21 protein-coding genes and 1 pseudogene are annotated in these 21,150 nt (G+C 43.3%); 16 read left to right on the forward strand and 6 right to left on the reverse strand.

The genetic code is table 11. The annotated features are described in order from the left end of the window. Positions 1–36: 36 nt before the first annotated feature. Entirely contained in the window at positions 37–1,200 is a 1,164-nt protein-coding gene (locus tag PGQ38_RS08665) for an aminotransferase class V-fold PLP-dependent enzyme (protein ID WP_118578169.1), read from the reverse strand. Positions 1,201–1,369: 169 nt separating this feature from the next. On the opposite strand from PGQ38_RS08665, the gene yedE reads away from it, so the two are divergent. The 8 genes from yedE to PGQ38_RS08705 all read left to right on the forward strand — a co-directional run bounded on the left by yedE (position 1,370) and on the right by PGQ38_RS08705 (position 7,856). Continuing rightward, entirely contained in the window at positions 1,370–2,449 is a 1,080-nt protein-coding gene (yedE, locus tag PGQ38_RS08670; protein WP_118578170.1) for a YedE family putative selenium transporter, read from the forward strand. A 91-nt stretch (positions 2,450–2,540) separates the two neighbouring features. Next, a complete protein-coding gene (locus tag PGQ38_RS08675) occupies positions 2,541–2,747 on the forward strand; it encodes a sulfurtransferase TusA family protein (protein WP_148461112.1) in 207 nt (68 codons plus the stop codon). Continuing rightward, positions 2,747–2,989: a putative Se/S carrier protein gene (locus tag PGQ38_RS08680; RefSeq protein WP_148461113.1), complete on the forward strand. Its 243-nt coding sequence runs from the start codon at positions 2,747–2,749 to the stop codon at positions 2,987–2,989. Before PGQ38_RS08675 ends, PGQ38_RS08680 begins: the two co-directional genes overlap by 1 nt. Positions 2,990–3,020: 31 nt before the next feature. Then, the gene (locus tag PGQ38_RS08685) at positions 3,021–3,659 is read left to right on the forward strand and encodes a DUF3786 domain-containing protein (protein ID WP_173718159.1); all 639 of its coding nucleotides are present in this window, start codon (positions 3,021–3,023) and stop codon (positions 3,657–3,659) included. Positions 3,660–3,920: 261 nt separating this feature from the next. After that, entirely contained in the window at positions 3,921–4,688 is a 768-nt protein-coding gene (locus tag PGQ38_RS08690) for an ABC transporter ATP-binding protein (RefSeq protein ID WP_173716048.1), read from the forward strand. Beyond that, positions 4,681–6,702 carry an FtsX-like permease family protein gene (locus PGQ38_RS08695; RefSeq protein WP_204452690.1) on the forward strand — a complete coding sequence of 674 codons (2,022 nt, stop codon included), beginning with the start codon at positions 4,681–4,683 and terminating at the stop codon, positions 6,700–6,702. The genes PGQ38_RS08690 and PGQ38_RS08695 overlap by 8 nt, the downstream gene beginning before the upstream one ends. Positions 6,703–6,823: 121 nt before the next feature. Further along, positions 6,824–7,549 (forward strand): AzlC family ABC transporter permease, encoded by a 726-nt coding sequence (locus tag PGQ38_RS08700; RefSeq protein ID WP_118578175.1) that lies wholly within the window; start codon positions 6,824–6,826, stop codon positions 7,547–7,549. Then, a complete protein-coding gene (locus PGQ38_RS08705; protein ID WP_118578176.1) occupies positions 7,539–7,856 on the forward strand; it encodes an AzlD domain-containing protein in 318 nt (105 codons plus the stop codon). The genes PGQ38_RS08700 and PGQ38_RS08705 overlap by 11 nt, the downstream gene beginning before the upstream one ends. 43 nt (positions 7,857–7,899) lie before the next feature. Here PGQ38_RS08705 and dapF read toward each other — a convergent pair whose 3' ends face one another. After that, entirely contained in the window at positions 7,900–8,754 is an 855-nt protein-coding gene (gene dapF / locus PGQ38_RS08710) for a diaminopimelate epimerase (RefSeq protein WP_195991840.1), read from the reverse strand. A 380-nt stretch (positions 8,755–9,134) separates the two neighbouring features. Here dapF and PGQ38_RS08715 point away from each other — a divergent pair, with 380 nt between their 5' ends. From PGQ38_RS08715 to PGQ38_RS08735, 5 genes are all read left to right on the forward strand, one after another. Next, positions 9,135–9,587 (forward strand): hypothetical protein, encoded by a 453-nt coding sequence (locus PGQ38_RS08715; RefSeq protein WP_204452692.1) that lies wholly within the window; start codon positions 9,135–9,137, stop codon positions 9,585–9,587. Beyond that, positions 9,538–10,569, forward strand: coding sequence for a CAP domain-containing protein (locus tag PGQ38_RS08720; RefSeq protein ID WP_204452694.1), 1,032 nt, complete (start codon positions 9,538–9,540; stop codon positions 10,567–10,569). Before PGQ38_RS08715 ends, PGQ38_RS08720 begins: the two co-directional genes overlap by 50 nt. 206 nt (positions 10,570–10,775) lie before the next feature. After that, entirely contained in the window at positions 10,776–11,555 is a 780-nt protein-coding gene (locus PGQ38_RS08725) for a transporter substrate-binding domain-containing protein (RefSeq protein WP_148461118.1), read from the forward strand. A gap of 171 nt (positions 11,556–11,726) precedes the next feature. Next, a complete protein-coding gene (locus PGQ38_RS08730) occupies positions 11,727–12,419 on the forward strand; it encodes an amino acid ABC transporter permease (protein ID WP_118578179.1) in 693 nt (230 codons plus the stop codon). Next, positions 12,409–13,155, forward strand: coding sequence for an amino acid ABC transporter ATP-binding protein (locus PGQ38_RS08735; RefSeq protein ID WP_270413264.1), 747 nt, complete (start codon positions 12,409–12,411; stop codon positions 13,153–13,155). The genes PGQ38_RS08730 and PGQ38_RS08735 overlap by 11 nt, the downstream gene beginning before the upstream one ends. An 86-nt stretch (positions 13,156–13,241) precedes the next feature. Here PGQ38_RS08735 and PGQ38_RS08740 read toward each other — a convergent pair whose 3' ends face one another. Both PGQ38_RS08740 and asnA read right to left on the reverse strand, forming a co-directional pair. Continuing rightward, a complete protein-coding gene (locus tag PGQ38_RS08740; RefSeq protein WP_118578180.1) occupies positions 13,242–13,652 on the reverse strand; it encodes a CBS domain-containing protein in 411 nt (136 codons plus the stop codon). Between the two features lie 20 nt (positions 13,653–13,672). Beyond that, a complete protein-coding gene (gene asnA, locus PGQ38_RS08745) occupies positions 13,673–14,680 on the reverse strand; it encodes an aspartate--ammonia ligase (protein WP_118578181.1) in 1,008 nt (335 codons plus the stop codon). 250 nt (positions 14,681–14,930) lie between these two features. Here asnA and PGQ38_RS08750 point away from each other — a divergent pair, with 250 nt between their 5' ends. After that, positions 14,931–15,827 (forward strand): hypothetical protein, encoded by an 897-nt coding sequence (locus tag PGQ38_RS08750; RefSeq protein ID WP_204452696.1) that lies wholly within the window; start codon positions 14,931–14,933, stop codon positions 15,825–15,827. Positions 15,828–15,908: 81 nt separating this feature from the next. Here PGQ38_RS08750 and PGQ38_RS20570 read toward each other — a convergent pair. Then, positions 15,909–15,977, reverse strand: a pseudogene (locus PGQ38_RS20570) (DUF6783 domain-containing protein); the annotation flags it as partial. Positions 15,978–16,164: 187 nt separating this feature from the next. Next, entirely contained in the window at positions 16,165–17,097 is a 933-nt protein-coding gene (arcC, locus tag PGQ38_RS08755) for a carbamate kinase (RefSeq protein WP_148461122.1), read from the reverse strand. A gap of 691 nt (positions 17,098–17,788) precedes the next feature. Here arcC and PGQ38_RS08760 point away from each other — a divergent pair. Continuing rightward, the gene (locus tag PGQ38_RS08760) at positions 17,789–19,450 is read left to right on the forward strand and encodes a DUF7507 domain-containing protein (RefSeq protein ID WP_187565064.1); all 1,662 of its coding nucleotides are present in this window, start codon (positions 17,789–17,791) and stop codon (positions 19,448–19,450) included. 240 nt (positions 19,451–19,690) lie between these two features. After that, positions 19,691–21,148 (forward strand): UDP-N-acetylmuramoyl-L-alanyl-D-glutamate--2,6-diaminopimelate ligase, encoded by a 1,458-nt coding sequence (locus PGQ38_RS08765; RefSeq protein ID WP_195477675.1) that lies wholly within the window; start codon positions 19,691–19,693, stop codon positions 21,146–21,148. The last annotated feature ends 2 nt before the right edge of the window (positions 21,149–21,150 follow it).

Consider the following 21,150-nt stretch of genomic DNA (forward strand, 5'->3'; position numbering starts at 1 on the left):
TTCTCAAAGACTAATTAAGTGTTACTAATGCTGAATTTATAAGTCTAAAATTTTCTTTAATCCCTGGATGGCAAAATCCAGCTCATTCTTTGTATTTTCCGGTCCAAAGGAGAACCGGATAGTTCCGGCAGGATAAGTACCAAGCGTCTTGTGGGCGTTTGGAGCGCAGTGGAGTCCGACTCTGGTCATAACACCATACTCATTGTCCAGCTGCCACGCCACCTGTGACATGTCGATTTCTGGTGTCTGGATCGAAACAACTGCATTTCGGTCAGTGAGATCTTTTTTTCCAATAATACGGATATGTCTGCCAGTATCGTCCAGTGCCTGCAGCTGTTCCAGAAAATAACCAGTGAGAGACAATTCTTTTTCATTTATCGCCTGCAAAGAATGCGTTTTCAAGTACAAAAGTGCTTCATGCAGTCCATAAATTCCAGGCAGATTAGGTGTCCCGGATTCAAAGCGATCCGGCATAAAATCCGGAATTTCTTCCGTATGAGATACACTTCCGGTACCGCCGGAAATCAGTGGTTCCATTTGTTCTGCCAATTCCTGGGAAACCAGGAAACCACCTGTCCCTTGTGGTCCCCGAAGTCCTTTATGTCCGGTAAAAGCTAACGCGTCAATATGCATTTTGTCCATATTAATTGGTACGATCCCAGCCGTCTGTGCAGAATCCACAACAAAATAAAGCTGGTGCCTCTGACAGATTTCCCCAAGGGCATCAAGGGGCATCCTGGTTCCGCATACATTGGAAGCATGTAAAGTGACAATAGCTTTCGTCTCAGGGCGGATCAGTTCTTCTACTTTTTCCAGAATCATAGAGCCGTCCGTTCTGCAAGGAATCCGGTCAAAGGAAATTCCTGAGGAAGCCAGCTGTACTACAGGTCTCATAACTGCATTGTGCTCCATGGCGGATACCAGAATATGGTCTCCTGGTTTTAAGAATCCTTTTAAAATAAAATTGAGACTGGTGGTGACATTCGGTGTAAAAATTACATTTTTGCATTTGGAAAAGTGGAAAAGTTCTGCCAGCAGCTGGCGTGTCTCATAAATAACTTCTTCTGCTGAGTAAGCACTGGAGTAGCAGCCGCGGTTCACGTTAACTCCGTTCATAGTCAGGTAATCCATCATAGCTTGTGCCACACCTGGAGCCTTTGGAAAAGAGGTGCTGGCCTGGTCGAGGTAAATTCGGTTCATGATTATATCCTTTCGCTTGGAAAATGGTTATTTAATATATCTATAATACCACGATTTATCGACGATATCTATAAATGCTTAAAATAATCCCACATAATCAATTAGAGTTTTCTGACAAAAAATGCTAAAATAGAGGAAAGATTTGACAGTTATCTAAGGAGGAAAGAGTATGAAAGAAACATTGTCAAAGAAAGAAACACCCATAATCATCGGAGCCGGTGTCATCATCGGAATCATTGCAGTGGCTCTGGTATATTTCGGAAACCCTGCAAATATGGGCTTCTGCATTGCCTGCTTCCTGCGTGATACTTCAGGAGCACTGGGATTCCACAGTGCAGCTGCGGTTCAGTACATCCGCCCGGAAATTGTAGGACTGGTACTTGGCTCCTGCATTCTTGCTCTTGCAACCAAAGAATTTAAGCCAAGAGGCGGCTCCGCACCTGTTACCCGTTTTGTGATCGGAATGTTCGTTATGATCGGCTGCCTGATGTTCCTTGGCTGCCCATTCCGCATGATCCTTCGTCTGGCTGGCGGCGATTTCAACGCCATCTTTGGTTTGATCGGATTTATTGCTGGAATCCTTGCCGGAGTATTTTTCCTGAAAAAAGGCTATACTCTGAAACGTTCCTATAAAATGCAGCCGGTTGAAGGCGGCATTTTCCCAGTAGTGGAAATCGGAATTCTTCTGCTTCTCATTGCAGCACCTGCATTCATCCACTTCACAGAAGCTGACGGTGGTCCTGGAGCAAAGCATGCAGCAATTGCAATCTCCCTGATCGCAGGGCTTCTGGTAGGTGCACTTGCACAGAGAACCCGCCTGTGTATGGTTGGAGGAATCCGTGACGTGGTACTGTTTGGAGAGTGGAAGCTGCTTCTTGGATTTATTGCAATTCTGGTAAGTGCGTTGATCGGAAACATGATCCTGGGATATTTTAATCCAGGATTTGCAGGACAACCTGTCGCACATACAGATGGTCTTTGGAATGCACTTGGAATGGCGCTTGCAGGATTTGGCTGTGTCCTTCTTGGAGGCTGCCCGCTTCGTCAGCTGGTTCTGGCTGGTGAAGGAAACACAGACTCCGCCATCACAGTATTTGGTCTGATGGCTGGTGCAGCTGTAGCACATAATTTCGGACTGGCATCTTCTGGAGAAGGCCCGACTGCAAATGGCAAGATCGCTGTTGTGATCGGTTTTGTGGTTCTGATCGTGATTGCGACAGTAAATTCCATGCGTAAGAATGAAGCGTGAAGTTGATTAAGGACGCTCATTTATAGTATATCTGTGTAAACAGACAATTCCGTTTAGTTGAAATAATGAAAAATCTAAGGAGATTAAGTGTATGAAAACAATAGATGCAAGAGGGCTTTCCTGCCCGGAACCTGTGATCCGTACTAAGAATGCGCTGGCATCCGGTGAGAAGGCATATACGGTAATGGTAGATAACGTAACAGCCAAAGAAAACGTATCCCGTTTCGCCCTGCATCAGGGATATAAGGTGTCTGTAAAAGAGGATGGGGAAGACTTTGTCCTCACTCTTGAGAAATAATGGGAGATTACATAGCCACATTTTTTTCCCATTTTGGAGCTATGTCTTTCAAGAAAAAATGTGAGAAAGAGGGATATCCGGCTACGATCATGCCGGTGCCAAGGAATTTAAGCTCTTCCTGCGGAACCTGCGTGAAATTCACAGGGGAAGCACAGACTGCGCAAAACTGGAACTCCGATGAAGTGGAGCAGCTGGTAAAAATACTTGAAACAGGAAGCTTTCAAGTTATATGGCATAGCTAAAGGTAAATAGCGGATAAGAGGAGAATGTATTATGCCAGAAAACAGGCAGTCTAATTATGACCAGGTAATCGAGAACTGGAGATTGAAATTCCTGGAAATGGATCAGGAGGAACTGATTCGCAAATTTCAGCTGGAAGCTGATGAGGAGTTTCTTTATATCATCTACTTTTCAAAAAGATTTCGAATTGACCGAAAAAACGGATTCATTACAGAAGATGGGAAAAGCCCTGGATTTGATACGGTGATGAATATTTATAATACGTTTTACTATTCAGCAGCTCATCCTGTGGCATCGGGCAATCTGGTGGCTTTTCGCCAGGTGAAGAGAGTGTATCCTTTTGAGGCTGCTTACAGAAGGACGATTATTTTTAGGCTGCAGGAGCTTTTCGCCGGGAAAACAGAAGAATTAAGAAAAGCCTGTGAGGCTCTTGGGGGAACTTTGCTTCCTCAGGGAGATGTGGGGTATGTGCTTCCGGTATTTCCTTTTTTGAATATTGCAGTTTTGTTCTGGGATAAGGATGAGGAATTTGAAGCACAGGCAAACATGCTTTTTGATTCGGAAATCACAGAGTTTATGCATGAGGAAAACGTAGTGTGTGTGGCGGCGGACGCGGTGTATTATCTTACATTGGCTGCCGGAATGACGCCAGAGAAGATATATGCCCAATAGGGGATTATAATATAAAAAAGGTCGTATATGTCAGCGGCCTTTTTATATTGCAAAAAATACTGACCAAATCTTCTATATCATAAAGAGTTTTGCCAGATGAAATTTTTTTCTTGCAAACTTTATGTGACAACCTTACAACATTGTAAGATTCTGCCTGCATTTTGTAATCTGATTCGATGGCAGCAAGTGACTTTTTTAAGTATACTGTTTTTTGCAAGGAAGCGTATGAAAAAGCTCATTGATAAAGGAGAGGAGTAAAAAATGTCATTACTTGAAGTTACAAATCTGAAAAAAATATATACCACCCGTTTTGGCGGAAATAAGGTGCAGGCATTGACCAATGTGAATTTTTCTGTGGAAAAAGGTGAATTTGTTGCAATTATGGGAGAAAGCGGTTCCGGAAAAACTACACTTCTGAATATTCTTGCAACACTGGATAAACCTACTTCCGGAGACGTACTTCTGGATGGAAAAAGCCTGGGACACCTTTCTGACAAGGAGATTTCTACATTTCGAAGAAAAAATCTGGGCTTTGTGTTCCAGGATTTTAATCTTCTTGATACCTTCAGCCTGAGGGATAATATTTATCTGCCGCTGGTGCTGGCTGGTGAAGATTACCGGGAAATGGGGCAGAAAATCCGCCCTATTGCACAGGCTCTTCATATTTATGAACTGCTGGAAAAATATCCTTATGAGGTCTCTGGAGGACAGAAACAAAGATGTGCAGTTGCCAGGGCTCTGATTACACAGCCGCGCCTGGTCCTTGCGGATGAACCCACAGGGGCTCTCGATTCCAAGGCTGCAAATGCTCTTCTGGACGTTTTCGGAGAGATAAACAGACAGGGACAGACCATTCTCATGGTTACTCACAGCGCCCAGGCAGCTAGCCGGGCATCCAGGGTTCTGTTCATAAAAGATGGTGAAGTTTTCCACCAGATCTATCGCGGCGAGAAAACAAAAGAGGAGATGTATCAGATGATTTCCGATACCTTAACCATTTTGATGACGGGCGGTGAGTATCATGCGTAAGGGATTTTTTGCCAGGCTGGCAGTTGTAAACATCCGAAAAAACAAACAGATCTATGTGCCCTATATTCTGGCGTGTCTGTTCAATGTGGCAATGCTGTATATGATGCTTTTTATCAATCATAATGCAGGAATGAAAACGATCCGTCACAGTGGTGACGTGTTGATGATCACGACTATGGGAGTTGGCGTTATTGTTATTTTCTCCTTTATTTTCCTGTTGTACAGCAACAGTTTCCTCATGAAAAGAAGACAAAAGGAACTGGGACTTTACAACATTCTCGGTTTGGAAAAGAAGCATATCAGCAGGGTTATGATGCTGGAGAATCTGTTTAGTGCCTTGATCAGTTTTGTTGGCGGAATCCTTGTGGGAATTCTGGGAAGCAAGCTGGCGCTTCTGCTGCTCTTGAAACTGATCAAGGTTCCGGCGTCCTTTGGGTTCGAAGTCAGCGTTCCGGCAATCAGAATATGCCTGGAAGTGTTTGGAGCTATTTTTGTTTTGATCCTTCTGGTAAATATCCGAAAGGTTTACAAAACAAACCCGATTCAGCTTCTTCATGCACAAAATACAGGGGAAAAGGAACCAAAAGCAAAATGGCTGATGGCGGTTGCTGGTTTTATCTGTCTGTTTATCGGATATTATATTGCCATTACCACAGAGTCACCTCTTTCGGCGCTGGCGCTGTTCTTTGTGGCAGTGGTTCTGGTAATGGCAGGAACGTATCTTCTTTTTACAGCAGGAAGCATTGTGGTGCTCAAAGTCCTGCGCTGGAATAAGAAATTTTATTATAAAACCAAGAATTTTACTGCTGTTTCCGGTATGCTGTACCGCATGAAACAAAATGCAGTTGGACTTGCAAGTATCTGTATTCTGAGCACAGGCGTACTTCTGATGATCTCTTCTACGGTGTGTCTGAATTCCGGACTGGATGATATTATGAACAAACGCTGTCCGGCGGATGTGAATGTGCTGTACCGGGGAAATTCTTATGAAGATCTGGAAAAAATGAGAGAGAAATTACTGGGAAAAATTGAAAACCAGGTTTCTTATGAGAAAATTAACACCGAAATTGCTTTTTCATCTACGCTTGTGGGAAGCGAAGATGGGAGCTGGAAATTTGCAAATGTTGATGGGAGTTCCCTTATGGCAATGCCAGCCTCATTGGAAACCCTTACCGTGGTTCCACAGGAAGAGTATGCCAGGGTTACGGGAGAAGAGATTTCCCTTGCGCCAGGTGAAGTTCTTGCTTACCACAATGGAAAAACAGACGGTGAGACTCTGGAGATTCATAACAAGGTTTACCAGGTGAAAGAATGGCTGAAAAATTATCAGTATGTGGGAGATAATTTTTCTTCTATGGATTCTTTGAAGCTGGTTGTAAATGACGAAGACTTTTTTGCTTTGTTTTTGCAGCAGGAGGAAGTTTATCAAAGTGCAATGTCTCTGATGGAACTGGAAACGGATGTGTATCTGTCTGGAAGTGAAGAAGAAAAATATGCATCTGCCATCAAAGTAAGCGATCTTGCATCGGAGCTTCTGGATTCCGAAAAAGCAGCTGGAACTATAGAAGTGGGAATGAACTACAGTACTATAAAACAGGAACTGTATAACAGTTTTTACAGTATGTTCGGTGGAATTTTGTTCCTTGGAATTTTCCTTGGACTGCTGTTCCTGATGGGGGCGGCCATGATCATTTACTACAAGCAGGTTTCAGAGGGCTATGAGGATAAGGAACGGTTCGAGATCATGCAGAAGGTGGGCATGACTCATAAAGAGGTGAAATCTTCCATTCACAGACAGATCCTTATGGTATTTTTCCTTCCTCTTGGAATGGCAGCACTGCATATTGCTATGGCATTTCCTATGGTAAAGAGACTGCTGGCGCTGTTTAGCATGACAAACAGCGGTTTGTTTGCCAGATGCACGGTGGTGACATTATTGGTGTTTGCTTTGGTTTATGGCGTGATTTATGGGCTGACAGCGAAGGTTTATTACAAGATTGTAGAGAGAAAGTGAGAATACAAGGGATAATAGTTGAATTTATTAGTGTAAAGTGCTACAATGAGAGAGCCTGGGAGGCCAAAACTGTTTCCCAGGCTCTTTGCGTGACTACAGAAGAAACCGGAGGAAATCTCTCATGAAAAAAGAGAGCTTTAAACAAGGAATTACAGATGGAATCCCCATTGCCCTGGGGTATCTGGCTGTTTCCTTTACGTTTGGTATGATGGCGGTGCAGGGCGGACTGTCTATCTGGCAGGCGGTCTTGATTTCTTTGACGAATCTTACGTCAGCGGGACAATTTGCAGGTCTTGATATTATCATAGCAGGAGGTTCCTTATGGGAAATGGCACTTACTCAGCTGATTATCAATCTGAGATACTGTCTGATGTCGTTTTCCCTTTCACAGAAGCTAAGACGTGATGAAACTTGGGGGCATCGTTACGGAGTTGCATTTGGCGTAACAGATGAGATATTCGGAGTCAGTGCCAGTAAACCGGGGAAAGTCAGTGCGTTTTATAATTATGGTGTAATGAGTGTAGCAATCCCGGGATGGACCATTGGAACCCTGCTTGGAGCTATTTCAGGAAGTATTCTTCCTGATTTTATTATGAGTGCACTTGGAGTTGCCATTTATGGAATGTTTTTGGCTGTCATTATTCCGCCATCCAAGAAAAACAAAGCAGTGCTTCTGGTTGTTCTTGGAGCAATGGCAGTGAGCGCATTATTTGCCTGGGTTCCTGTATTATCGAAAGTCTCATCCGGATTTGTGATTATTATTACTACAATTCTGGTAGCCGGACTGGCAGCATGGCTTTGCCCGGTTGATGAAGAAAATGCCAAGGAGGAAGCTCATGAAGCCTAATGTTTATATTTATATCCTGGTTATGGCTGGCGTTACATATTTGATCCGTATGCTGCCATTGGCACTGGCGAAGAAGGAGATTACCAATCCTTTTATAAAATCATTTCTGTTTTATGTGCCCTATGCCTGTCTGGCAGCTATGACGTTTCCGGCGATTTTGTCGGCAACGGCAAGTGTAATTTCAGCTGTAGTGGGATTTGTAGTGGCGCTGATTGCAGCGTACAAAGAGAAGAGTCTGCTGACTGTGGCGCTTCTTGCCTGTGGTGCAGTATTTATTGTAGAAAGAATAATGGCCTTTGCGGTGTAAGCATTACAAAATGCCTACGGTCCGCAAGGGCCTTTTTATTGAGTCATTCTCCAAGAAATCCCAGATCAATTTCCCCATCAAATACAGTAGTCGCCGCACCAGTCATATAAACCTGATCGTCATTTTCGTCCCAGAAAATATTAAGATCGCCACCAAGAAGCTTCACGGTAACCGGCTGATCACGGTCAACCAGCCCGTTCAAAATAGAAGCAACTGCAACTGCGCAGGCACCTGTTCCACAAGCCAGAGTCTCACCGGAACCGCGCTCCCAGACTCTCATCTGGACAGTGTGTCGGTCGATGACTTTTACGAATTCGGTATTGACGCGGTCAGGGAAATTTATATGGTTTTCAAAAGATGGACCGATCTTTTCGATTTCCAGCCCGTCTACGTCATCCATGTATACGATGGCGTGAGGATTTCCCATGGAAACAGCTGTAAAGTGATAAATCTGTCCGTCTACTTCAATAGGGGCATTTACGACCTGCTCAGATTCAGATACAACTGGAATCAGAGAAGCCTGAAGAATAGGGGCGCCCATATTGACCTTTACCATACTGACTTTTCCGTCACGGATAGAAAGATCCAGATATTTCACGCCGCTTTTGGTCGCTACGCTGATACTGGTCTTGTTTACAATGCCGTAATCGTAAGCATACTTGGCTACACAGCGGATGCCATTGCCGCACATAGCACCCTGGGAACCATCCAGGTTGTACATATCCATCTCACAGTCTGCAATGTCAGACGGCTTAATCAGAATCAGTCCGTCTGAGCCAATTCCAAAATGTCTGTCACTCACAAATTTGGCAACTGCTGATGGATCTTTCACAGTTTCTTTAAAACAGTTCACATATACATAATCGTTGCCGATACCATGCATTTTTGTAAATTTCATAATAAATACCTCCTGTTTGGGCGGTTAACGCCTTGGTCATTCAATTATTTAATTACTCCACACAAATCATATCATAACACAGATCTGTTATCAAAAAGTGAATTTTTCCAAATATTGACAAAGAAGTTGGGGAAATTTATTATTTTCCATAAGAAGTTTTTATTACTGTTCACTGGTAGCATTCCGCGAGGTGTTTTGTGTGACCAAAGGTCACAGGACACCTGAGATTTGTGGCGCGAAATCATGCGAATGCATGATTTCTGTGCATCGCGAAGCGTGTTGCTGTGAACGGAGTGAACAGTAAGAAGTTTTTCATTCATGGTGATGTCTACGTAAGCAGATATGTCCGTTTAGAAAATAATAAAGGAAGGAAAAGGAGTATGAAAAAGAAAAATTTATGGCCCAAAAGAATCATGGCTGTAGCTATTTGCGCAGCAATGGCAGCAGAACCGGCAGTTATTTATGCAGAAGATTTTTCAGACGGATTTTACAGTGAAAATGAAGAGTGGGAAAATCAGGAAGAAACGCAAACAGAACTGCAAGGGGAGGAACAGACAGAGGCACCGTCAGAAGAGAAAGCAGAAGAGCAACCAGAAGAACAAGAGGCGGAAACTAAGAATGCGGTGGATTCGGAGAATCACTGGGATGAATCAGATGCAGACCTGCTTTTAAATGGTGAAAGCGGGGAAGGAAATTTATCCGACTTTTCTTCCGAGGATTCGGCAGAACTGGTTACAGATGAAGAAGGTTTTTATGGCGCAGCTGAGGAAAATGGAGAGACAGATGCTCTTATACTGGCAAAGGATTGGCGTGACGGGAACGGAGAATTATAAGTATGCATTTGAAGTGTTGACGCTTGTAAACAAAGAAAGAAAAAAGGCGGGGGTGAAACCGCTTACAATGGATAAAAGTCTTTTAACAACTGCTATGCTGCGAAGCTTTGAGTGTGCATTGTATTTTGATCATACAAGACCAAGTGGAAGCGACTGTTTTACTGCAAATTCCTTAATGTCGGGAGAAAATATTGCAGCAGGCCAGATAACTCCGGAGATGGTAGTAAATGGTTGGATGAATTCAGAAGGACATAAACGCAACATACTGGATTCTTCGTTTAAATCAATTGGAATTGGATGCGTCAATGTAAATGGACTGTATTGCTGGGTACAGTGTTTTGGAAGAGGATCTGCCAGTGAGGCGAAAGCGGGTTCCTATTCCAATAAAACAAGTACCAGAAAAGTATTGGCTGCAAAGGGGTTAGTAGCTCAGGCTGCTTCCTTTAAGCTTGCAGATACAAAATTAAAAGTCGGAGAATCTACAAGCTTAAAAACCTTGTGGGGAGGAAGTGAACTGAAAAACGCTGGTGCAGTTGCGGTTTCCTCAAACACTTCTGTGTGTACAGTAAAAAATGGAAAAATCAAAACTGTTGGTGCTGGAAAAACAAAGATTACTATGTATTTTGAGGGCTACAAGGAAAAAGGAGTAACTAAGACTATTACAGTTACCGGTGGAAAAGTACAGCAAGTGAAAGCTCCGTCAAAAGGAAAAATCAGTAAGCTTGTTAATAAGAGTGGAAGAAAATGCCAGGTTTCTATTAAGAAAATCAGTGGTGCTTCCGGCTATCAGATCATGTATTTAACAAGCTCTAAATTTAGTGGCGCAAAAACAAAAACTACATCCAAAACTTTATTAACTATTAGTGGACTTAAGAAAAACAAGACCTACTATGTAAAAGTAAGAGCATACAAAAAGGACTCTCAAGGCAAAAAAGTATATGGTTCATACAGTGCTGTTAAGAAAATCAAGATAAAAAAATAAGGAATCTTATGGAAAGTCTTGCATTTTTCAAAAAAACTGATAAAATGAGGAAAAGATAGATGAATGAATATGCAGAAAGCATGAATAATTATGTCCCCATCTTGTGAAGTCGGTTGTTGTGGAAGAAATAAATAGCAACAGCTTACTATGTGGATGAAGATATAAGGAACTGGTTCTGTATATGAGATTAAGAGGAGGAAAAGAATATGAAAAAATTAGTAGCTCTTGCACTTGGCACAGTAATGGCAGTTTCCATGACTGCTGGCGTATCTGCTGCAACTGTTGAGTCAAAGGATGATCTTAAGAATGCAACAATCGGTGTACAGCTTGGTACAACCGGTGATATTGAAGCTAGTGAATATGAGGCTGACGGAGCAACTGTTAAGCGTTACAGCAAAGGAAGCGAAGCAATCCAGGCACTTATGGCAGGCCAGATCGACTGTGTGATCATCGACTCCCAGCCAGCTCAGAAATTCGTTGAGAATGCAGACGGACTGAAGATCCTGGACGAGCCATTTGTTGAAGAAGAGTATGCAATCTGCCTGAAGAAAGGCAATGATGAGCTTCTTGACAAGATCAACGGCGCATTAAAAGAACTGAAAGAGGACGGAACTGTTGATGATATTATGAACAACTACATCGGCGACAACATTGGCGAGACACCATATGAGTCTCCGGAAGATGTAGACCGTTCCAACGGAACTCTTGTAATGGCAACAAACGCTGAGTTCGAGCCATATGAGTACCGTGACGGTGATGAGATTGTTGGTATCGACGCTGATATTGCACAGGCAATCTGCGATAAGCTTGGATATGAGCTTGAGATCGACGATATGGAGTTTGATGCAATCCTTGCTGCAGTGCAGTCTGGAAAAGCTGATTTCGGTGCTGCCGGAATGACCGTTACAGAGGATCGTCTGGAGAGCGTTGATTTCACAGACACCTATGCAAATGCAAGCCAGGTTATCATTGTAAAAGCTGACTGATAGAGAGAACAAAGTATAAGCTGCCGGAACCTGGTACTGGCTGACTGAGTTGCATCAGACAGCCAGTGCTTTTCCGACAGCTTTTCCTATAATGCAGGCATAAACAGAAATGCTTTTTCAAACACGTTCAAGGCTGCGTTATAAAGATATCAGGATAAAAAGGAAAAAAATATGTTTGAAAAATTTGGACACGATTTTTATATCAATTTTATAAAAGATGACAGATACACCTGGCTGCTGGATGGTTTGAAAAATACCATGATCATCACAGTTTTCGCCCTGTTGATCGGTATCTGTATCGGTTTTCTGGTGGCAATTATCCGTTCTTCCCACGATAAATCCGGGAATTTTAAAATTGCCAACTCCATCTGCAGAGTTTATCTGACTGTGATCCGTGGAACACCTACTGTGATCCAGCTTCTGATCATGAACTTTGTAGTTTTTGGTTCTGTAAGTGTCAATGAGATTCTGGTAGGAAGTCTGGCATTTGGTATCAACTCAGGTGCCTACGTTGCGGAGATTGTCCGTTCCGGAATCATGTCAATTGACCAGGGACAGACAGAGGCAGGACGTAGCCTGGGACTTAATTTTACCCAGACCATGCGTCTTATTATCATTCCACAGGCGTTTAAGAATGTACTTCCTGCACTGGTAAATGAGTTTATCGTGCTGATCAAGGAAACTTCTATTATCGGTTACATTGGAATGATGGACCTGACCAAGGGTGCAATGCTGATCCAGAGCCGTACCTACAATGCTTTTATGCCTCTTCTGGCAGCAGCTGCAATTTATCTGATCGTGGTCATGGTATTGACCTTCTTTATGAATAAACTGGAGAGGAGACTGAGAACCAGTGAGCGTTGATAAGAGTAAAGTTTTGATCCAGGTACAGGATCTGAAAAAAGCGTTTGGATCCAATCAGGTTCTGGATGGAATTTCCACAGATATCTGTCAGGGCGAGGTTGTTGCCATTATCGGACCATCTGGCTCTGGTAAATCCACTTTCCTTCGTTCGCTCAACCTTCTGGAGGAGCCTACAGGAGGTAAAATCCTGTTTGAAGGAACAGATATCACAGATCCCAAGGTTGACATAAATCGACATCGCCAGAAGATCGGAATGGTTTTCCAGCAGTTTAATCTGTTTCCACACAAGACGGTAAAGCAGAATATTATGATGGCACCGGTTGCTCTGAAACTGATGACAAAGGAAGAGGCTTCCAGACGTGCGGACGAGCTTCTTGCCCGTGTGGGACTTCCAGATAAGGCAAATGCTTATCCGGATATGCTTTCCGGTGGTCAGAAGCAGCGTATTGCCATTGCAAGATCCCTTGCCATGAATCCGGATGTTATGCTTTTTGACGAGCCTACTTCTGCACTGGACCCGGAGATGGTTGGAGAGGTACTGGAGCTGATGAAAGAGCTTGCAAAGAGCGGCATGACTATGGTTGTGGTTACTCACGAGATGGGATTTGCAAGAGAGGTTGCAACAAGAGTTTTATTTATTGATGATGGCAAAATTCAGGAACAGAATGCGCCGAAGGAGTTTTTTGAAAATCCGCAGAATCCGCGATTGAAGGAGTTTTTGTCTAAGGTTCTGTAAAAAGAAAAAAGACAACCTTTTCCATTGGTTTAAATGGGACTGAGGTTGTCTTTTTTTTGTGTGAAAAAACGCGGTGATTTAAAATCCTATGCGTTTTTCTTCATTTCTTTATAACAATATTTGATGATTTCTTTCCTTGTGACAATTCCGATAAAGTGATCCTGATCATCTATAACCGGAACAAAGTTCTGGTTGATTGCGCGGTCCAGGAGATCCTCCATGTCGCAGTCAACGTGTACCGGTTTGTAGGTGGCTCTTCTGGAGATAGCCATAACCGGTACTTCCTCGGCTGTTTTCATATCCGTGATGTTCAGATTTTTCATTCCCCAGAGAAGGTCACCCTCAGAAATAGTACCTACGTATTTTCCCTCTGGATTCAGAATAGGAATACAGGAAAACTTCCGGTGTTCCATTTTCTCAAGAGTCTGCCTCAAAGTTTCATTCTCGAAAATGTAGGCAATATCACTTTTCGGTGTTAAGAAAAAAAGTATATTCAATTTGATCCCTCGATTCTATTTTACAGAAGTGGAATACCGCCTTTAGCAGCTTCTTCCTGCATTTCCTTAGGCCACAGGGAAACATGTACTTCTCCAATATGAGCCTTGCGCAGGAAGAACATACAGATACGGGACTGACCGATACCGCCGCCGATGGTGTATGGAAGTTCTTTATTCAGAATGGCCTTCTGGAATGGGAGCTCTCTGCGGTCGTCACAGCCGGCTTCTGTAAGCTGTTTGTCAAGTGCTGTCTCGTCTACACGGATACCCATGGAAGAAAGTTCAAGGGCAATGTCCAGTACAGGATAGTATACCAGAATATCGCCGTTTAATTCCCAGTCATCATAGTCTGGAGCACGTCCGTCGTGGCGCTCGCCATTTGTCAGTTTCTTACCTACCTGCATAAGGAAAACAGCGCCTTTTTCTTTGACGATCTTGTATTCTCTTTCCTTAGGGGTAAGATCCGGATACATGTCTACAAGCTCTTCTGTGGAGACAAATGCAATCTCTCTTGGAAGAATTTCTTCTATGTAGTCATACTGTACTGCCATGTATTTCTCTGTCTTGCGGAGTACGCTGTAGATAGTACGGACAGTGTTAATGAGAGTTTCTACATTTCTCTCTTCTTTGGTGATGATCTTCTCCCAGTCCCACTGGTCTACATAGATGGAATGGATGTTGTCAACATCCTCATCACGGCGGATGGCAACCATATCGGTGTATAAGCCCTCACCTACAGAGAAACCATATTTCTTCAGTGCATAACGCTTCCATTTTGCAAGAGAATGTACGATTTCAGCGTTGCAGTCCATGCCTTTGATGTCAAAGCTTACCGGACGCTCCACGCCGTTCAGGTTATCATTGAGGCCGGAACTTGGATCTACAAATATAGGTGCGGAGACACGCAGAAGGTTCAGCTTCTGTGCAAGTGTCTGCTGGAAAAAATCTTTCACAGTTTTAATTGCTACCTGAGTATCATGAAGATTAAGGTCTGCATGATAGCCCATAGGAATTTTTAATTGTTCCATGGGAATCCTCCTTGTTGATTGTGTTAATCTCTGTTTTCTGTTCACGATAATTTCTAGTCAGACCGTGAACAGGAACAATCTTGGTTTATTATAACAGGTATTTTCCCGCTTGGCAATTTAGACCTTGCAAGAAATATGCAAAAAAGATACAATAAAAGACAAAGAATGTGATGATTTTTCCCTGTTGGAGCAAAAACAGGAATTACAGGTTGCAGTGAAACAGAATAACCAGAGAACCGGGAGGATGTCTATGGAGAAAAAGAGGTGCCAGGTCTGCGACGGGCCTGTTGTAAATGGCAGATGTAAGCTGTGTGGAATGCCTTATAGAAATGATGAGACTTTGTATCATCTGAATGAGAACAGAAGTGACCATTACCGTCATGCTACCAGCCGGGCGCGGGCAATCATGCGCCAGGAGGAAATCCCGCTGGGAGATAAGAAGGCTGGAAGTGCTGCATATAAGACCGGGACCGGAACAGGCGTGGCAGGAGCCGGAAATAAATATGATCAGAAAACGGGAACTGGAAGTTCTAAGTCACTGGCTGGTGCAGGCACAGGGAATTTTTATAATAAGGGAAGTGTGAAAGCTGGAAGTACATATGGAGGCAGCACTGGCGCTGCTAAGAATGGAAATAAGGTCTCTGTCCCTGCTGGGAATTATAATTCCAAGAGCAGACAAAGTACAGCTGGAACTTACAGCACTACAGCTAAAAAAAGCAGTGTTTACACCCAGAAACCGGTAAAAAAGAAAAAAGGCTCCCTTTTTGGATGGCTCATGGTCCTGGTGATCATTTGCGCAAGCTTACCGGAAATCCGGGATTCCCTAAAGGACAGCCTTGCTCCGATACTTGAAGAAGAATTTGGAGATATGTTCGGCTCTGGGGCTGATTCAGCCTCTTATAAACTGATGGCGGGAGATGTGCTGGAGGTTGGGGAAAATGTGGATGGAGGCATTGTCCCAGGATATTACATTGCTTCCTGTTCAAATGGTTTTGTGAGTTTTATGATCATGGGAGAAGATGGTGAAAACGGAAGCATGACAGTGACAGATGGCGTGGAGCGTAAGATTACCCTGAAAGAGGGAGATCTGATCGGGATCATAAATATAGAGTCGGAAGATTCCTCACTGCTGCTTACTGCACGCTGAGACTGGGAAAAGAATTGTAAAAAAGAATAGTAAAAAAAGAATAGTAAAAAAAGGAACCTCGTCAGATGAGTACTTATTTCGTCAGAGGTTCCTTTTTGTATGTTTAAAGCGTGTTTGAAAAAGCATTCCCGCAATCTGCACGCCCCATTTTGCAGAAAGCCTTTTTCAAACAGGCTCTAGTACATCGAAAATTAAGCTTCTGCTATATTGACGTAGGATGATTTCTTCATATGCAAGGCGGAGGAAGGAGGCGTAGCGGTGGCTACGGCGACTGACGACAACGCAGCAGATGAAAAATCAGACAAGTCAATATGGCAGTTACTTAATATTCGATGTACTAGCGGATGGTAGTTCCTGTTTTTCCTTCATAGCCCTCTTTGGCATGAGCCATATCGGTAATCACAGTGCTCCGGCCTTCCCCTTTCTCAATAAAGGAAATACCTGCTTCGATTTTGGGAAGCATGGAACCGGAAGCAAACTGGTTCTCTTCAATGTATTTCTTAGCGTCCGCTACAGTGATGCTGCCAAGCTTCTGCTCATTTACCTGACCGTGGTTCAGACTTACGTTCTCTACACTTGTGAGAATCAGAAGAGTATCGGCATTTAATTCTTCCGCAAGAAGTCCTGCAGCAAGATCTTTCTCAATGATGGCACTGGCACCGTGAAGGTTGATGCCCTGCTCAAGCACTGGAATTCCACCGCCGCCGGCTGCGATAACAACCTGGTCTGCATTGAGAAGTGCTCGTATGGTCTCAAGCTCTACAATTCTCTGTGGCTTCGGAGCTGCTACGATTCGTCTGTATCCGCCATCAGCAAGTCTGGTGACAAAGTTTCCTTTTTCTTCTTCTGCTTCAGCTTCTTCCTCAGTGAGAACACGTCCGATAATTTTCTCCGGATCTGCAAAAGCGTCGTCATATGGATCAATAACAGTCTGGGTAAGAATGGTAGCAACAGGTTTGTAAATTCCGCGGCTGATAAATTCAGAGCGGATCGCATTCTGAAGGTCATATCCAATGTAGCCCTGGCTCATTGCGGAGCAGACTGACATAGGAGCGAATGTATAATCCGGGTGTGTCTTTCCAAATTCATTCATTGCAGTGTGGATCATGCCAATCTGTGGGCCATTGCTGTGGGAGATTACCACCTTGGCACCCTCTTCAACAAGATCTGCGATTGCTTTTGCTGCTGCTTTGGTGGCTACTTTCTGCTCTGGAAGTGTGGTGCCGAGAGCTCTGTGACCTAATGCAACTACTACGATTTTTTCACTCATAGGAGATACCTCGTTTCTGTCAAGAATATAATGCGGATATCAGAGTTAAGTGGATTACTGTGAAAGTATTCACAGCAACATGAATGATTTCTCCGGACATCCTTGTGTAATATCTTCCATTATAAAAGCTAAGGGTGGGAATTGCAATAGAAAAGTCCTTGAAACAGGAAAAGCCATCCGCATCAGGCAGATGGCTCATTTCCTATATTTTTGAGGGGGGAGATAGAGAGTGGTTTTTCATCTATCCGAAATTCATTATATCGGCAATTTGTGAGGAAAATGTGTCTCAAATCTAAAAGAAATCGAAAAAATATGAAATGAAAATAAAATCCGACCCTTTATTGCATTTAAAGACCAAGTGTGGTAAAGTAAACCTATCTTGTTTCTGCATTCTGCAGAAAAGAATTTCTACCGCGCCGGTTCGGCGCAAGATAACCCGTTTTTTGAAGGAAACCTGTTAACCTGGGCGTTTTATACGCTTTTTTGAAAATGGATGCATACAATGGCAAGGCAAATTTGCTTCGGAATGCTGTGAATAGAATCTGTTTAAGTGAGAAAGGTGTGATTCCCATGTGCTGTCAGTGACTCATTTATATGGTGATGTCGCCAGTAGGCGGCAAGTCCGTTTTGTAAAATAGTAGTTTAATAACAGAGATTAGTGAAAAATAGGGGTAGAAAAGGAGAAGTTATAATGAAAAACAGAATATGGAAAAAGATACTGGCAGTGGGAGTAAGTCTGCTTGCAGAAGCTGGGATGCTGGTTGGATGCACGGCGCAGCCGGCAGTGGCATATGGAGCAGAAATGGAAGGCGGGTTATCTGTTGCCCAAGATGCGGCATGGACAGATTTACAGAAATTTCAGGCGGTGATTTCTGTAAAGGCAGATGGGCTGGCGTCACTTACGCGGGAAAATGAAAACCAGGAATATGAAAGTGACGATGAAAATTTATTCAGCAGTGGAAATCAGGACGGGAGCCTGGAAAATGATCAATATGATTTTTCGGATGAAACAATACCTCATCCAACATCTTACGAACTGGTAGTCTGGCTTTCTGAATATTTTCAGCCAGATGCTTCGTTTATGGCACCTGAAGGCTGCCTGAAAGAGGAGCTTCCTATCGAGACTGCTGACGGAAGATCCAGCAGTATAACCGGATTCCGCTGGAAAATAAATCCGGGAGAACAGGGCAAACAGCTGAAAATTCCGGTTACCTTGCGGGATGAATATCGTTTTCCAGCAGAAAAACATACAGTTCCTACCTGTCAGGATATTTTGCATGCAAATGGTGCTATAAGCGGAGAAGAAAATGGAGGTGGAGTTTACATTGTAAAAAAAGTGGAAAATGAAAAAACCATTTTGTGTAAAGCTTTATCTAAGAATCTGGAGATACCAGCTGCACACATGGATTTTTCAGTGGAAATGGAAGCCAAGGAAAAGGCGCTTTATACTGGAAAACGCATTCATATGGCAGTGAATCTGACAAATAACGGTCAGGTACCTTTTTATAAAATTTCCCTTCAGGCCAAAGTAAAAGAACAGGAACTGGTACCTGTGTGGGAAAAGGAGCCTGGCCTTGAAGTTTTGGAAAGTGGTGCAGTGCTGGAATGCCTTTCCGCAGGGGAAACACGAACCCTGTCTTTTTATATAGATCCGGACATGAATCAGAAAAGTAATCTGGAGCTGGAGCTTTTTGCAAAAACAGAAAATCCGGTTTCGTTGGAGAAAGCAGCAGAAAAACAGTTAACATTACAGCAGGGAAAAGCCTCTTTTACGGTAAAGAAAACAGCTGACTGCGACAACGCCAGCCCTGGGGAGACTGTGACTTATCAGATCAGTATTCACAATACCGGAGAGGTGACTCTGCATTCCGTAGTTACTACGGAACGTTTCGGGCTTGCCGGAGTAACAGCTACTTTTCAGGAACAGAGAGGTATAACCCTGAATAAAAGCAGAACTCAGGCGAAAATCCAGGAAATCGCACCTGGTGGCTGTGTGAATTTAAAGGCAAAAGTTGTACTTCCAAAAGATCTGAAAGACCAGAATCTGATGAATCAGATTATTGTAGTTACTGACGAGACTGGTGAGGAAAGCGCAGTGCGGGATCAGGCAACCATCCGTGTGGAAGATAAGGAGAAGGATGGAAATGGAAGCGGAAACGGAAATGGGGGTGGAAATGGAGATGGAACTGGCATAGGCAGTGGGAATAATGATGGCAGCACAATGGCTGCGTCCACCTCTCCAAAAACAGGGGATACTTCCCACAAAGAGCTGTTTCAGGTACTGATTCTGCTTTCGTTTCTTTTTTCCGCTGTAGCCGCCAGAAGAATGTTTGGAGGCAATGCTCACAGATGACTCGTGAATGGAAACTATAATGTGAGGTGAACGGTTACTGCTTTTTTAACAGGAAAGATTGAAAACAAATTCTGTGTGTGATATTCTATAAAAGAGTATGCGTTGCTGTATGATGTCACCAGATTAGAGCGTGTTTGAAAAATCATTCCCGCAAATTGTGACGCACATCTTGCTGAAAGTCTTTTTCAAATAAGCTCTGGCGTGATTTTAAAGCAACGTCAATATAGGGAGGCATATATTATGAAATTATCATCCTTATTAGAGAAGTTAGAATACACCTGCGTGCAGGGGAGCACAGAGCAGGAAGTCACTGGTGTTGTTTATGATTCCAGAAAGGTAACAGACGGCTCTCTGTTTATCTGTATCAGAGGTGCTGTTGTAGATGGACATAAATTTATCCCGGATGTAACAGCAAAAGGGGCTAAAGTTCTGATAGTAGAAGAGGAGGTTTCTGCACCGTCAGATGTTACGGTTATCCAGGTGACAGACACCAGATATGCTATGGCATTTATTTCAGCGGCCTGGTTTGGACATCCGGCAGAGAAGCTGAAAACAATCGGAATTACCGGAACCAAGGGAAAAACCACTACTACCTATATGGTAAAATCCATTCTGGAAAATGCCGGATACAAGGTTGGTCTGATCGGTACTATTGAGGCAATTATCGGAAATAAGATAATACCTGCTTCTAATACCACACCAGAATCCTATGTAGTTCAGGAGTATTTTCACGAAATGGTGGAAGCTGGCTGTGATTGTGTGGTTATGGAAGTTTCCTCACAGGGGCTGATGCTGCATCGTACTCAGGGATTTGTGTTTGATTTTGGAATTTTCACAAATATTGAACCAGATCATATTGGTCCAAACGAGCACAAGGACTTCGATCATTATCTGTCTTGTAAAGCTATGCTTCTCAAGCAGTGCCGAGTAGGAATTGTAAACCGTGATGATGAGCATTTTGACAGAATTGTAGAGGGACATACCTGTACTCTGGAAACCTATGGCTTTTCAAAAAAAGCAGACCTTCGCGCTGAGGATGCCAGACTGATTGGCGGAAAAGGCTATCTTGGAATTTCCTATCAGCTGAAGGGACTTATGGATTTCCCTGTTGAAATCGACATCCCGGGTAAATTCAGTATTTACAACTCTCTTACCGCTATTGCAATCTGCCGTCATTTTAAGGTTTCCCAGGAAAATATCCTGAAGGCTCTGAAGGTAGCAAAAGTAAAAGGCCGTATTGAGATGGTGAAAGTATCTGATGAATTTACTCTGATGATTGATTATGCACATAATGCAATGGCTTTGGAAAGTCTTCTTACTACATTGCGTGAGTATCATCCACACAGACTGGTCTGCCTGTTTGGTTGTGGCGGAAACCGCTCCAGGCTTCGCCGTTATGAGATGGGAGAAGTTTCCGGTCGTCTGGCAGATCTGACCATCATTACTTCTGATAATCCGCGAGATGAGGAGCCTCAGGCTATTATTGATGACATCAAGGTTGGCATGGCGAAGACAGAAGGTAAATATGTGGAGATTCCAGACCGCAAGGAAGCAATCGCTTATGCCATCCATCACGGAGAACCAGGGGATATTGTGGTGCTGGCTGGTAAAGGGCATGAAGATTACCAGGAAATCAAAGGTAAAAAATATCCTATGGATGAGCGTGTGTTGATCGCAGATATTCTTGCTGGAAAGTAAAA

It is taken from the genome of Blautia faecis, from assembly GCF_027662325.1.
Taxonomy (GTDB): Bacteria; Bacillota; Clostridia; order Lachnospirales; family Lachnospiraceae; genus Blautia_A; species Blautia_A faecis.